The sequence below is a fragment of the Pedobacter sp. genome (assembly GCF_965249885.1).
Classification (GTDB): domain Bacteria; phylum Bacteroidota; class Bacteroidia; order Sphingobacteriales; family Sphingobacteriaceae; genus Pedobacter.
Genome location: NZ_OZ252254.1, coordinates 1,458,579 through 1,472,406 on the forward strand (window position 1 = coordinate 1,458,579; position 13,828 = coordinate 1,472,406).

11 protein-coding genes are annotated in these 13,828 nt (G+C 39.4%); 1 reads left to right on the forward strand and 10 read right to left on the reverse strand.

The features are described 5' to 3' along the window. Positions 1-69: 69 nt before the first annotated feature. The 6 genes from ACY2A0_RS06175 to ACY2A0_RS06200 all read right to left on the reverse strand — a co-directional run bounded on the left by ACY2A0_RS06175 (position 70) and on the right by ACY2A0_RS06200 (position 6,361). Positions 70-1,416, reverse strand: coding sequence for a DUF58 domain-containing protein (locus ACY2A0_RS06175; protein ID WP_461788694.1), 1,347 nt, complete (start codon positions 1,414-1,416; stop codon positions 70-72). A gap of 94 nt (positions 1,417-1,510) precedes the next feature. After that, positions 1,511-2,494: an AAA family ATPase gene (locus ACY2A0_RS06180; RefSeq protein ID WP_461788695.1), complete on the reverse strand. Its 984-nt coding sequence runs from the start codon at positions 2,492-2,494 to the stop codon at positions 1,511-1,513. Between the two features lie 61 nt (positions 2,495-2,555). Then, positions 2,556-3,743 carry a DUF4350 domain-containing protein gene (locus tag ACY2A0_RS06185; protein WP_461788696.1) on the reverse strand — a complete coding sequence of 396 codons (1,188 nt, stop codon included), beginning with the start codon at positions 3,741-3,743 and terminating at the stop codon, positions 2,556-2,558. Then, positions 3,740-4,519, reverse strand: coding sequence for a hypothetical protein (locus ACY2A0_RS06190; RefSeq protein WP_461788697.1), 780 nt, complete (start codon positions 4,517-4,519; stop codon positions 3,740-3,742). Before ACY2A0_RS06190 ends, ACY2A0_RS06185 begins: the two co-directional genes overlap by 4 nt. After that, on the reverse strand, positions 4,506-5,393 hold the full coding sequence (locus ACY2A0_RS06195; RefSeq protein WP_461788698.1) for a hypothetical protein: 888 nt from the start codon (positions 5,391-5,393) through the stop codon (positions 4,506-4,508). The genes ACY2A0_RS06190 and ACY2A0_RS06195 overlap by 14 nt, the downstream gene beginning before the upstream one ends. Before the next feature lie 11 nt (positions 5,394-5,404). Next, complete coding sequence (locus ACY2A0_RS06200; protein WP_461788699.1) at positions 5,405-6,361, reverse strand: stage II sporulation protein M; 957 nt, start codon at positions 6,359-6,361, stop codon at positions 5,405-5,407. A gap of 207 nt (positions 6,362-6,568) precedes the next feature. Between ACY2A0_RS06200 and ACY2A0_RS06205 the strand changes: the two genes are divergently transcribed. Then, positions 6,569-7,303 carry an RDD family protein gene (locus ACY2A0_RS06205; protein ID WP_461788700.1) on the forward strand — a complete coding sequence of 245 codons (735 nt, stop codon included), beginning with the start codon at positions 6,569-6,571 and terminating at the stop codon, positions 7,301-7,303. On the opposite strand, the gene ACY2A0_RS06210 is transcribed toward ACY2A0_RS06205, so the two are convergent. The 4 genes from ACY2A0_RS06210 to ACY2A0_RS06225 all read right to left on the reverse strand — a co-directional run bounded on the left by ACY2A0_RS06210 (position 7,284) and on the right by ACY2A0_RS06225 (position 13,801). After that, positions 7,284-7,898 (reverse strand): SGNH/GDSL hydrolase family protein, encoded by a 615-nt coding sequence (locus ACY2A0_RS06210; protein ID WP_461788701.1) that lies wholly within the window; start codon positions 7,896-7,898, stop codon positions 7,284-7,286. The genes ACY2A0_RS06205 and ACY2A0_RS06210 overlap by 20 nt on opposite strands. A gap of 3 nt (positions 7,899-7,901) precedes the next feature. Continuing rightward, complete coding sequence (locus ACY2A0_RS06215; protein WP_461788702.1) at positions 7,902-8,234, reverse strand: DUF2752 domain-containing protein; 333 nt, start codon at positions 8,232-8,234, stop codon at positions 7,902-7,904. Positions 8,235-8,243: 9 nt separating this feature from the next. After that, entirely contained in the window at positions 8,244-8,717 is a 474-nt protein-coding gene (locus ACY2A0_RS06220) for a DUF5684 domain-containing protein (RefSeq protein WP_461788703.1), read from the reverse strand. A 1,463-nt stretch (positions 8,718-10,180) separates the two neighbouring features. After that, on the reverse strand, positions 10,181-13,801 hold the full coding sequence (locus ACY2A0_RS06225) for an RHS repeat domain-containing protein (protein ID WP_461788704.1): 3,621 nt from the start codon (positions 13,799-13,801) through the stop codon (positions 10,181-10,183). Between the last annotated feature and the right edge of the window lie 27 nt (positions 13,802-13,828).

The following is a 13,828-nucleotide window of genomic DNA, read 5'->3' on the forward strand; positions in this document are numbered from 1 at the left end:
GGACAAGAACCACTCTCTTGTAACTCTTAGCATTCTCGACATTTTAAGCTACCTATCAATTAGGAATGTTTATATCTGCTGCTTTGCTTTAATTGCTAAATATCTATTTACCACGTTAACAGTAAGGTTTTGCGGAGCAGTAAGCAAACTCAAAATCCCATGTTTAGTCAACTCCTTAACCATTAAACGTTTTTCGTAAGCAAATTTCTCGGCGATGGTTTTAATGTAAATGCCTTCCACATCCTTTGCATCATCATCGCTTAAACTACGTAATGTTGTATTTTCAAAAAACACCACTAAAAGCAGGTGATATTTGGCGATACGCTTAAGGTAGGGAAGCTGCCTTTCCAAAGCAGACATACTCTCGAAATTAGTGAAAAACACCACTAAACTTCGTTGCTTCAATACGGAGCGTAAACTCACAAAAAGTGCTTCCATATCTGTTTCCAGATAACGGGTTTTCTCTTTGTAGAGCACCTCCATGATTTTATTCAGCTGCATCGGCCTTCGATCAGCAAGCACTACATTTTTTGTTTTTTCAGCGATAGTGATTAATCCCGCTTTATCTTGCCTTAATAACGCTACACTTGATAAAATCAAACTGGCATTAATGGCATAATCCAACAAACTCATCTCTTCAAAAGGCATTTTCATCGCTCTCGATTTATCGATTACGCAATAAATATGTTGCGACCGCTCTTCAATGTAGGAGTTAACCATAAAATCCGCTTTGCGTGCGGTTGCCTTCCAATTGATGGTTCTAATATCATCACCAGCAACATAGTTTTTTACTTGGTCAAATTCCATGCTATTGCCAACCCTTCTCACTTTTTTAATACCTACATCAACCAATCGGTTGGAGATGGCCATTAACTCATATTCTCGTAGCTTTAGAAAAGATGGATAAACTGGAACCATTCCAGTTCCTTCTACATTAAACCGTCTGCTCACCAAGCCTAGTGGAGATTTAACAAACAGTCGGGTTAAACCGAATTCATATTCGCCTCGTTTAGTTGGCCGCAAAAGGTAACTGATAATTTTTTGCTCTTTAGGTTTTAAGCTGGTATTGAACCACAAATCTCTTTTTTGAAATTGAAATGGAATTTCATCAATAATACCTATTGATATTGGAAACGGGTAAAAATTTTCAAGGTAGATCTTAAGTTCGTTATCATCTCCATTACTTAATCTTTCAGGCACATCTCTCCTCAAAAAAACAGTCTTTTTAGCGGCGTGCAACAGGTAAATATCGATAAGCAGCAAAGTTACTACAACACCAAAGGCGATATAAGGCACATCGCCCAAGATGGGCAAAAAGAAGGCAAAAAGAAACGACGCTGAGCAAATGCCCAACGCTATAAAAAGCCTGTTCTCTAAAAACAGATTGGTGTAGAACTGTTTAAATAGTTTTTTCATTGTTTTCATTTTGCCGTCGTTACGAGGCACGCAGTAATCCTAAAGCGGCTATAACTTTGTAAGATTGCTTAGTGCCTAGCAATGACGAAAGAGCTTACCTAGGCACCTCGATCTTTTTAATTATTTGAGCAATGATATCTCCCGTGGTAAGCCCTTCCATCTCTTTTTCAGGACTAAGCATTACCCTATGGGCCAATACTGGTGTAGCTACCTTTACAATATCATCTGGTGTTACAAAATCCCTGCCCGACATAGCAGCAATAGCCTTTGCACTGTTAATAATTGCCAAAGATGCCCTTGGCGACGCCCCCAAATACAAAGCTTTATTCTGTCTCGTTTCATTAACAATTTGTGCGGCATAGGCCAACAACTTAGCCTCCACATGTAGTGCCTTAATTGTAGCTCTTAATGCACTAATTTGCGCTACATTAAGTACAGGCTTGATATCTTCAAGCTGGTGTAATGTATCAGTTTGGTGCTGCTGTGTTAAAATTTCAATTTCTTCTTCAAGGGATGGATATTGAATTTCAATTTTAAACAAGAAACGATCCAGCTGTGCTTCTGGTAAGCGATAAGTTCCCTCCTGTTCAATTGGATTTTGTGTAGCCAAAACCATAAAAGGTTCTTCCATTTTGTAGGTGTTGCCATCTACAGTTACCTGGCGTTCCTCCATGGCTTCAAATAAGGCAGATTGTGTTTTAGCTGGTGCACGGTTAATCTCATCTACCAAAATGATGTTGCCAAAAATTGGCCCTTGCCTAAATTGAAACTCCGCAGTTTTTGGACTGAAAACAGCAGTACCTAACACATCTGAAGGCATCAAATCGGGTGTAAACTGGATCCTCGAAAATGTCGCCGAAATACTTCTGGCCACCAATTTTGCGCTCAGGGTTTTAGCAACACCCGGTACACCTTCCAATAAAAGATGTCCGTTAGCTAATAAACCTGCTATCAGTAAATCGATAGTTGCCGTTTGACCCACTATAATTTTTCCCAACTGCGTCCTAATTTGCTCAACGGCTTGGCTTAGTTCACTTAAATCAGTGCGCTGGTTAAACATTTCTTGTTCTTGTTCCATGTTTTTGTTTTATATCATACGCTGGAGATTGCTTCGTGCCTCGCAATGACGAGAAATCTTACTACCTATCCAGCTTATAAAATTGTTCTATTAGTTTATTAAATTGTATTAAGTAATTGTCGTTAGTTTTAGTTTTTTTATCCTGCTTTTGGAAAGTATTTATAAATGCAACGATTTGCCGGATCAATGCTTCATCTATATTTGTGATTTTAATTAAGCTTGTTGTAAATTCCTCATCTAAAGTGGTAGTTTTCAACCTGTACTTATTTCTTAGGTAGGCTAAAAAATAATTGATCTTTTTATCGATGATGTCATTGTGATTTCGTTGCTGATAGTAGACCCTTCCAACTACTTTGGCAAATTCCACTGAAGTATTTTTTAAAGGATCGATAATTGGGATAATTCGCTGCCGGCGTTTCATCTCGTACAATACAAAGATGATGAGCCCTACTAACGCTAAATAATAAGCCCACCGCAACTGCTCATAACTGAAAAGCACTCTAAAATGCGACTCACTATTCACCACTGGACGGGAGAAATGTTCATCCCAAATTAGCGCTTTGGATTGCGGCAAATACGACAGTACTTTTGCTGCATAGTCAGCGCCATTTTCGTTGAGCAAACTGTAATTGGTAAAAAGTTGAGGATTGGCACACAACAATAAACTACCTTTGCCAAATCGATATTGAACCAAGTTAGGGACCTCCTCATATTTCCTACCTAACACAACTGCTTTTGCAGTATCAATACTTGTAAAATAATTGGCAGAAATTCCCTTTTCAAAATAGTAATCTAGCTCTCTTTTTAAATAAGGCGAAGTAAAATTGATTGGGTATTTCTTCTTACTGAACCTAAATGACCCCGCCAAACTAACCTTAAGTGAATCTTCAACGGCATCTGTCATTTCAAAAGCAGCAATTAGCACATTATTGCCAGCCTGAATGTACTTTTTCATCGCTTTAAGCTCTGCAGCGCTCAGGCGTACGCTTGGAGCAATGATGATATAAGTTGATGATGTTTCAGGAACAGTATTTAAGGTAGATAAAACATCACCCCTAGCCACAATCTGTTCAGATTTCGGGAAAACATCAGCAATTTGTTGACGAAGAACATAAGTTCCAAAAGGAATTTTATCTTCCGGCAATAAAGTTTTATCCCAATTAATTGGTTTTGGTTTTGTGTATTGTGCAACAAAATACAAGCCCAACAAAATGGCTCCAAAAATTAGATATTTTCTTAGTCCGCTCATTTGATCTGATCTTTAAATTGTTCAAAAGAAGCTTGAATCATCTCAAAAACGGACTTATCGATTCTAAAGTCGCCATACCAAACATATTCAAATTGGTAAGTTAAACTTGCAAAAACATCATTTCCTCCATTTTGCTTAAACTCTCTCACATAAATTGCATTAGTTTTATTTACCTCCCATTCAATCAAGCTCTTATCGCTAAGCAATTTTAATGTGCGTAGGTAGAGCAAGCGCACCGCCAATCTGTAGTTTTGGTTTTGTTTAGCAACCAAAAGCTCATCTTCGAAACTAATTTCATGTATGTTTTCCAAGCTTTCATCGTAGGGCACATCTACTTCTTTTGACTTTCTCGAGAAAATTTTCCAATCTACCCCAACTAGCTTAAAAATGATGAAGATAACTGCTAACACTACAATGGCAATTACCGTGTACTTAATCACAGCAGGCCAAGCTTTCGATTTTTTCGGCATTTCATCACTCCCAAAAAACCGATCAATCCAATCCCAAAAGTTTTTCCAAAATCGTTCCCACCAATTTAGTTGCTGTGCATCAGGTTCGCCATACTGAAACTCCTTTTGTTCCTTATATCGCTCAATTGCCTTACCATCAAACTGCCTTACTTTAGTTTTACTGCTATCTAAACGCAAGGCAATGGTATCCTTAGCTACTTTTTTGAATACGTTTAACTTGGGTTTTTGTGCCAACAAAGTTGAATTAAGCAGCAAAAAAGCTCCTAACACCAGAAGTACTGAAAAACGCTTACTAATATTCTTCATCAGCTTGCGCTACTTGATTTGAGCCTTTCCCGAATTCAGAAATGCGGTTCATTAAACCAAAACTTTCTTTTCGCTCTACCAAATTATAGTAAATGAAGGCGGTAGTTACCAAAGGGATAATCAAAAATATTTGACTCAAGTGTTGAGATACAGCTATAAATATTTGAAACCCCTGCTGCATAGCTTCCCCTCCCTGTGAGAAGTAGCTGCCCAAAATGATGATATACGAAGGAATAAGTGTTATACTAGTAAATAATGTAGTGATTATAAGCATTACAAAAATCGTAGCGAAAGTAATCCACCAATTATTTTTAACCAAGGCAAACGCCCTACTAAATGCAGTAGAGAAATCCTGATTCTCCAACACAACCACGCCGTAAAAAACAAACAAGGCAGGGGTAACGTATATCCCTGGGATAAAGCAGCATACGAAACATATTACCCATAAAACAGATATGGCTATCCCACCCCACATCATCCTGAAGAAATAATACTTAAAGTAACTCCAAACTTCATCCACGGTAGGTGCTACATTACCCTTTTCCACATAAAGCGCTACGAAACTAAGTACGCAGGTGTAAAGGGCAGTGTAATTTAACACCATAAAAACACCTCTTAGGATCAATCTCATCATATGAAGGGTACTCCATGATGATACGTTTTCGTTGTAATCGCCGTCTTCAAAATTTTGAGACAAACCATTGATTTGGACATCAGTAAATACGGTAGAGATGATGCCAGCCAACATAAAAAAACCGCATAAGTACATTACAGATTTAAGTAACGGCTTGAAGTTTTGCTTGATAAACAATAACGTTCCAGATATCATGCCATCAAACTCTCTGATTTGCCTAAATTCAATTTTCTCATTCATATAGCAATGCGTTAACTTAAATTTTCTGTGGTTCTTTTATGGAGCAAGTACGGATAAATTACAATATACCATACCATAAAAATTAGTGAAGCTGCCAAAATAAATATGCTAAGCCAAATTGGCATTTCGGTGTGACGTGTTATAAAAGACTCAAAAAAAGCTGCCAGTAAAATAATTGGGATAATGCCAATCGCAATTTTTGTGGCATCTTTGGCACTTCTTTTAAAAGCTTGTAAGCGGGTGTATGTTTTAGGAAATAGCAAACCATGCCCCAATACTAGGCCAGCCCCACCGGCTACTACGATCGACAAAATTTCTAAAGTGCCGTGTATCCAAATTACCAAAACAGATTGTAAGCCTAGGCCTTTGCTGAAAAAATAGTACTCAAACGCACCTAACATAATGCCGTTTCGCAGCAAATGATAAACCGGCCCTATGGAAAAAAACACGCCGCTAACGTACATCACAAAAGAAACCCAAGTATTATTTGCGGCAATATAAATGAACATTAAAACTTCATTTTCTTGCTTATATACGCCAAAAGGGTCACCCTTAGCAATGTTGTCGTTGGTCATGTTCACATACTGATTGCCTAGTATCAATCGCACAAATCTTTCGTCGTACTTTGCAGAAAGGATGCCGATGCACATCGCTAAGACAAAAAAGATAAATGAATAAAGAATTTGTCTGCGGTACTTATAGAACAACATAGGCAGTTCATACTTCCAATACCTAGCAATGCGACCAGCTTCTTCTTTTTTATTTTTATAGATGGATTGATGCAGGGTAGCCGCTAAGCCATTCAAATAAGCAGTTGTTTTAGACTTTGGATAGAAAGTTTTAGCATAGGCTAAGTCGTTGGTGATATCAACGAAACGCTGTGCAAGCTCATCGGGATTGTCTGTTTTTAAACCCTCGTAGCTTTTCCATTTTTCTGAATTTTGTTTAACGAAGAGCGCTTCTTTCATCAGACAGTTTGCATATTTGCCGTTAAAATAAAATAAAAAAATCAACCTGCAAAAAAAGCATTACAACTTAAAAATCTAGCGCCCCGTCAGGGCATCAGGATTTTAGTAAAATGTCTGCACAAACGTAATTGCTTCGCTAAACAAAATAGAAGTTTAAAATTATTGTGTTAAACCACCATACTGAAAGCATAATTTTTATATTTGAGTATGGAGACCGTACAAATTAATACGAGCCAACACGTAGCTATTGATTATCCTGTAGCAGGGTTAGGCGAAAGAGTTGCTGCATACCTTATTGATCTTGCTATTTTCGTAGCATTATATCTTGTCGTTGTTTTTGGCGGCATTGCTGGTTCATTTAGTGGTCTCGGTGAAAAAGCGATCATTGTTGCCATTATCATTTATTTAGCTTGCTATGCTTTTTATGACCTTGTATGTGAGGTGCTTTTCAACGGCCAAAGTGTAGGCAAAAAATTAATGAAGATTAAAGTTGTTAGCATTGATGGTTCTCAAGCCAGTACAGGCCAATATTTTATTAGATGGATTTTCAGAATAATTGACTTTACTTTGTCCGCCAACTTATTAGGCTTTTTGTGCGTAGCGGTTTCCGAGAAAAAACAACGTATTGGAGATGTTGTAGCAGGCACCACAGTGATCAAAACGCAGCCAGCAACAAAAATTGAGCATATTGCTTTTCACCCAACCAACGAAGATTATGTACCACAATTCTCTAGCGTACATTTGCTAGCCGATAGGGATATTGAGCTGGTACACGAAGTGATTAGAACCTATTACCGCACCTACAACACCGAACTAATTTATTCCATGGCTGCTAAAGTTTCGGAATTTTTGGGTATTTCTATTCCAGAGGGGATGAACGAAATGCAGTTTTTAAAGACAGTTTCTTCGGATTACATCCAAATTACCTCGAGGGCCGTGTAATTGCAACTACAAGTTCCTTCGCCCAATGCTGATACATTTTACCAGATGGATGCAAGCCGTCGTTGGCGATAAGTGAGTTGTCATTTACGGCCGCTCTGGACGCTATTGTGATATCAACATAAGTAACTTCATTTGCAGTGGTAACTTGTTTATTGATTTCGTTGAAAACATCGATTTCCTCACTTATGGTTTGCAAATTCCTGCCGCTTTGTTTGGCAAACTCCGTGACGCCCCAATCTGGTATGGAGACTACGTATACGTTTTGTTTTGTACCTCCCGCAAATCCTACAGCCATTTTCAACAATTCATTAAATTCTTGCTTGTATGCTTCCGGTGAGTAGCCACGGTACTGATTATTTACGCCGATGAGCAGTGTAACTAAACCATATGTTTCGGTAATTCGCTCCTGTTTTATTGCCTGTTTTAGTTCATCCGTAGTCCACCCGGTTTTGGCAATTACTTTTGGTTCCTCAATTTCAAACCCTTTTTCTCTAAGTAGCGCCGCCAACTGGTAAGGGAACGATGCCGATTGCTCAACGGCTTCTCCAATGGTGTAAGAATCGCCAAGTGCTAGATAGGAAATTTGTTGTGCCATATTTTAGTGTAACTGATGAAAAACGATTTTGTAAAGATAATTCCCTAACATTACAAAACCAGTGAAAAAGTACATTGCTTTTAACCATTTTGCATTGGTATCCAACTTTAACACCCAAGCACCAGCTCCTAACAATACGCTCAATAAAAAAGGAATTGTGGGCGGATATAACTGCAAGCTCTTATAAAAGCCACCTTCCAACAATGCAACAACAGATCGCTGAAAACCGCAGCCAGGGCAATCTATACCAAATGCGTACTTAAACGGGCAGGGCAGCAAAAAAATATCCGCCCTGCCTGTAAATAGCAAAGCGGATATTTTATAAATATTTAGCACGTGCAATAATTAAAATTGATTTGCCGGAGGTTGATTAAAAGGATCGTTCGGATTGTTAAAGCCACCGCCAAAACGCCCCTGCTGCGCTTCAGCAGCCGAAGGGCCTAAATATTTTGCGCTTCCGAAACCCAAAATAGGCCAGAATATAAATCCTAATAACAATAGACCAACAGTGAAACCCTCATCTTTACCAAAGCTTTTACTGATTAGGTTAGTTAACCATATGTAAAAAATAAAGTTTATGCAAGGAAGCAGACACCATAGCAACCAGATGCTTGGCTTTCCAACAATTTCGATCATAACGTAAGTGTTATAAATGGGAATCAAACACGCCCACCCTGGTTTGCCAGCTTTCTGGAAGGTTTTCCACATACCTACAACAATAGGCAAAGTGAAAATAAGAGAAATGAAAATGATAGTGCCGAAAACTCCGGCGGCCAAAATGCCTACACTTTCTGAAGAATACTGAGAAGAATAATCCATAATTTAGTTGGTTTAGTTTATTACTTAAAATTATGGATTACTATTTAAAATCAAAATGATCAAGGAAACTTTCTCAAACTGAAAAACGTTAAAATGGAAAAATCTTAAAATAATTTGATGCTAAACCAACTCCATTTCAAAGAGCTTAGCAATATGCCCTTTCAATTTTGTCATATAATGTTATAAAAATTGTTTTTTTTATTATTAAGAACAGCTTTTACATGCCATCGGCAAATCTAATACATTACCCAAGTCATATAACCATCAAACCCAAACACAAGACTTGCACCAAATTGGGAAATAAAATAAGCAAAGATTAATCATTAACAACCTACAGTTGGGATATTGCCAACTGTGGGTTAAAAGCTAAATATTCAAAGAGCAATTACCTATTTATTTGACAAAGTTGGCAATTCTTCATGACCATATTTTCAGTTTACATGATCAATTTACGTAGGATTGGCATTTAAAATTAGTATAAATGATTTTTGCTAATAAGACTATCTGAATCTCGTAATTAATTTGCAATATGAAATACATTCATGTATTTTTTTTCTTGAATTAACTCTACTGTACGTAAGCTTACCCATTTTTGCTTGTTCTTACACATACGATTTAATGTTTTAACTCATTTAATGTAATATTTACTTTCTCTTCAAAATTTCTACCAGAGCTAAATGCTCGATCGCCCTCTTTCCTTTCCTCTCATTAAAGCTGGTATCTTTTTTTTACTAGTATTTGCTAAAAAAGCCTCCATAGCCGTAAATCAGGATCTTTAACAACCTGTTTAAGTGCATGTTGATTGTTCTCTTACAACTGCGATTACCGCAGTCTTTACTAAAAAGACATCACTAATAGTCAAGGCAGTATATCCGGCACCTCTCCAACAATTCCCATTCTGAAAAATAATTGAACGCAGCTCTACCAGAACCTCAGATAAGTATCAAACTTTCCAAATCGCCGGCTATCCAACACTCTCTTTTAATAATTCTTTTATCCTTTTCACCGTTATCTCACATACCAAAAAGTCCAAGTAATTCATTTAAACCTTCATTTCCATTGTAGAGTTCAAACGCATAGTGGCATAATTAGCCCCTATAGTTAGCGACCTTCCAAAAGGATAGTAATCCGTTACATCGCTGGTCTCATCTGCATCTACCTCTTGGTTGCCATTCCTATCGGAATAGATACCTCTTTGATCAAATACTCATACGTAAAGCCCCCTGCCATTGGGCACAAGCCTAACAAAGAACGGTTAGGCAGAAAATAGTTTATATTTAATAATTAATCCGAATTTCGCCGTGAGAATTCTACATAAAGGTAAATAAGAGTTAAAACAAATAAAATCCCTCCATATGTTAAATTTGTTCTAAGTGGTATATGATGTCCTGATGCATGAGCTATCAACATAATAAACGCAACTACAAAAAACATAAAAAACAGTAAAGTTTTAACATAACTTCTCATTGTTGTTCAAAATAAATTGTTCCAGTATAACCTTTGTTTAACAATAACTTTATCGCACTTTCTAGCTGGTCTCCCGACATCCCTTGGAAGTTCATAATTTCGTCTTTTTCGAACTTCACGTTTCTACCTGCCATCAGTCCAGCAACTACGGCTGCTGATCTTGTTAAAGCTTCTGCATCCTTGGTCGATCCATATAAATCGTTGTAAAACATTGCAACAGAGACGGTATTTACTCCAAGATGATGATTTGTTCTAGCTCCTCTATGTGCAACTGCATCTTGTAAGGCATGTATCCCTTGCCCATATTTTTCCAAATTACTTCCCTTAGAAGCAAAAACATTGTCCCAGCCGAACTTCAACCCTCTAAATAACGCTTGTCTCTCCGTCATCCCAGCCTCAGCTTCGGCATCGCTCATCATAGAATGCCAACGGCTATTTTTCTCCAATTGAGATTCTGCAGTTTTACTATAGTCAATCCCTTTTCTATAATTATGGTCGTTGGTCTCTAGCGGATGAAGTGTGGAATCAAAAAAAATTGCCTTAGCAGGAGGGTGATCAGCATATGTGCTAGAATAATGAGCAAATAGATCTGCTTCTTTTTTAGAATAACCTAGGGATAAAAGTGTTTTGTATGTTATACTATAGTGTACTGAAACGGCGTACCTTCCGTCATTGTCGACCATATTGATCGGATCACCCAGAACATAATTATACCCCCCCCAATTGAAGAACAGTTCCGCCAATGGATCAACACTCAACCATCTACCAATGTTGGCGTCATACTGTCTATTGGCAAAGTCCAGATACGCTGTCCAAGGCTGCTGTTCCTTTTCCCCAAAGCCATAGCTGTTCAATGGAGTGGCCGCATAGCTAAAGCCATAGTTTAACGGCTTGCCAAAAGGATAATAGTCTGTTACATCGCTAATTTCATTTGCATCTACCTGAAGATTACCATTCCTATCGGCATAAATGCTCCTTATATTACCTAAGTGGTCTCTAATAAAATATTCATACGTAAAACTTCCACTGCCATTGGGCACCAACCTGCCAAAGAACGTTCGAATAAACAATAAGTTGCCATTGGTATCGTATTCGCTGCCGTTTACATAATATTGTTTGTCAACCCCACTTGTACCACTGGCCTCTCTATACAGCTTATTGCCAGCCGCATCGTAAAGATAGGAAATCTGGTGCGAGCCAGAAAGGCTAACCGCACTTATCCTATCCAAGTCGTTATAAGCGATATTGGTAGCTTGTGTATAAGTATCACTTTTTAACCTGCCCGTGGCATCGTAGGTATAGCTGCTGGTGTAGGCTTCGCTTCCTACATCGGATACATCGGCCAGTTGCTGCTTGCGGATGGTACTTCCGTAATTATAGTTTAACTGGTTAAGTATGCCTCCCTGCTTGTCCTTTCGGATCAACGAGGTGATATTCCCCAATACATCATAATTCAATTGTTCCCTAAAGGAATTACTTATCGTAGCGGTCTTGTATTGAGCATCGATCAACCTCCCCAATTGGTCGTAAGTGTAGGCAAAGGTCTTTTCGTCCTGCGTAATGGTGCCAGTAAGCAGCGAGGGCACTTTGGTCTGCCAGCTCACCGCGGCAATGTTACCATTATATCTTGGTGTGGACCCTGTAGTGCCTACGTCTTCTCGGTACAGTTTAAAGGCAAACACGTCAGTCTTGCTCGCATCGTCCTCATCGATAAGATTTTTAGGATTATTCAGCATGATTAACTGGCCTCCGATATCATATCGATAGTTGAAATTTTGCAAAAAATGTTCGCCGTCTGTAGAATGCACCTTCTTCCTAGCCAATTGGCCCAATGCATTGTAGCTGTAACGTTCTATAACCATAGTACTACCGTTATTAATACGTTGCGAAACCTCCAATAGCCTATCCTGATGATCATATTGGTTAAAAGTCTCTAACTTGGTCAATAGCGGTGTAGCCGCATCTACAGATTGTATGCTCGTAGTTTGATGTACTGTACCTTCAAAATTGAACACAGTGTTTGCCAGATCATAGTTGTTAATGTGTTTTTTATTGGCATAATAATTTTGTGCGGTCAACTGCACCAACCTGCTTTCCTGATCATAATACATTACACTCATCAGGTAATCTGTCGTGCCCACCACCTTTTTGAGGCTTACTGTAACTAACCCAGCAGGTGCTTTCAATAGCGTGTCTGCCGTCGGCAGCTTAAATATACTGCTGTTGGTCTGCTGATTGATATTGACATTGGCGAGTACCCCATAACTGTCATAATAGTTATAGGCATAGGTTTCTGAACCTGTTGTACTATTTATAATGGGAAAGCTAGTGTTGCTATAGCCCATTCCCATAGCAGGCGTGGCACTCTCATATAAGGCTCCGCTATACGTATTAGCCAAGGTCTGCAGCGTTTCCCGATCAGCCGTAGTACTGTAAATACCGCTATATGCAGGCCTACCAGCCCCATCATACTTCACAAAGGACCATTTTTGCTGTACTTGTTGTACAGCGCTCTGTGTCAGCACCATCTGGTTACGCTTGTTATACACCACACTGCTCCATCCCTGTGCCGGCACATGCTTTTCGATTACCCTTCCATGCTTGTCATACTTGTAGGCATATACAAAGTTCTTAAATACTTCGTCTGTATCGGCAATGGCGCTGGGCGTGCCCAGTTCGACAGGCAACGGTGGGACCACATATGCCAAACGATCAAAGACATCATAGACATAATAAGTAGTGAGTGCATTGCCGTTGAGCATCTTTACACTGGCCAATAACCTGCCCTCCAAATCATTATAGACCATACTAACCTGGCCATCGCCATCTGTGGTCACTGTCTTGCGGATACCGTTGATGTTGGGATCATAATAGCCGGGTGTAGATAAGCCCGTTGTGGCCATTTCCCATTTTCGCAGTTCGCCACTGTTAAAGGTATAGGTATTGGTGACCGTATGGCCACTGCCCAATAAATGGTGCACGCCAGCAGCGGCCTGTTCCAAGGGTCTGCCCCCGAAATCTTCTGTCCTTATTTCGGCAAATGCTTTGCCGTTACTGCCCGCAGTGGCCACGCCCTCAGGAGGGTTAAGATAGTATTGCCGTTGTCCACTGTTATCATAGCCCCCATCGCCCCTTATGGCATCAACCCTGTAGCTATCGCCGTTATAGGCGGCGGTATAGGGAAGGTAACTTTTTTGCTTACTGGCACTCATCTCAAAGGTATAGGGATGTACCAGATCGCTACCCAAGGTGTGATAATCTTTTACCACGGTCTGCATCGTACGCCCAAAGGCATCCTGGAAATCGTAGGTCCTAGTTACAGTGGGCGATGAGGAGGCGTTTACAGTGGCTAGATTCGTAATGTTTGGTCTCCTAACCCGCTGGCTGATGACAGAGGGGCGGCTAAGCTCTAGCATATAATTATTGGGCAAGGGCTTGATCAACGCCGAAAAGCCCGCTATGGCGCTAAAATTGGGTTTGAGCACTATTTCCTGCTCGTGATAATAGGCATCCGCTATATTTTGTCCTGTAAGCGGCTGCCCATTGGTATATTGTTGGCCCCGCACCGCCAGCGAGATGACGCATAACAGCAACAGTGAACTGAAGAAAATTTTCATGACTATTTGTTGAGGTTAATTAATGCT

Excerpts from the sequence above, each read along its gene's own strand:
- ACY2A0_RS06175 (WP_461788694.1), bottom strand. The coding sequence starts at position 1,416 with ATGAAAAAACTATTTAAACAGTTCTACACCAATCTGTTTTTAGAGAAC.
- ACY2A0_RS06205 (WP_461788700.1), top strand. The coding sequence starts at position 6,569 with ATGGAGACCGTACAAATTAATACGAGCCAACACGTAGCTATTGATTAT.
- ACY2A0_RS06195 (WP_461788698.1), bottom strand. The coding sequence starts at position 5,393 with ATGAATGAGAAAATTGAATTTAGGCAAATCAGAGAGTTTGATGGCATG.
- ACY2A0_RS06200 (WP_461788699.1), bottom strand. The coding sequence starts at position 6,361 with ATGAAAGAAGCGCTCTTCGTTAAACAAAATTCAGAAAAATGGAAAAGC.
- ACY2A0_RS06180 (WP_461788695.1), bottom strand. The coding sequence starts at position 2,494 with ATGGAACAAGAACAAGAAATGTTTAACCAGCGCACTGATTTAAGTGAA.
- ACY2A0_RS06190 (WP_461788697.1), bottom strand. The coding sequence starts at position 4,519 with ATGAAGAATATTAGTAAGCGTTTTTCAGTACTTCTGGTGTTAGGAGCT.
- ACY2A0_RS06185 (WP_461788696.1), bottom strand. The coding sequence starts at position 3,743 with ATGAGCGGACTAAGAAAATATCTAATTTTTGGAGCCATTTTGTTGGGC.
- ACY2A0_RS06220 (WP_461788703.1), bottom strand. The coding sequence starts at position 8,717 with ATGGATTATTCTTCTCAGTATTCTTCAGAAAGTGTAGGCATTTTGGCC.
- ACY2A0_RS06210 (WP_461788701.1), bottom strand. The coding sequence starts at position 7,898 with ATGGCACAACAAATTTCCTATCTAGCACTTGGCGATTCTTACACCATT.
- ACY2A0_RS06225 (WP_461788704.1), bottom strand. The coding sequence starts at position 13,801 with ATGAAAATTTTCTTCAGTTCACTGTTGCTGTTATGCGTCATCTCGCTG.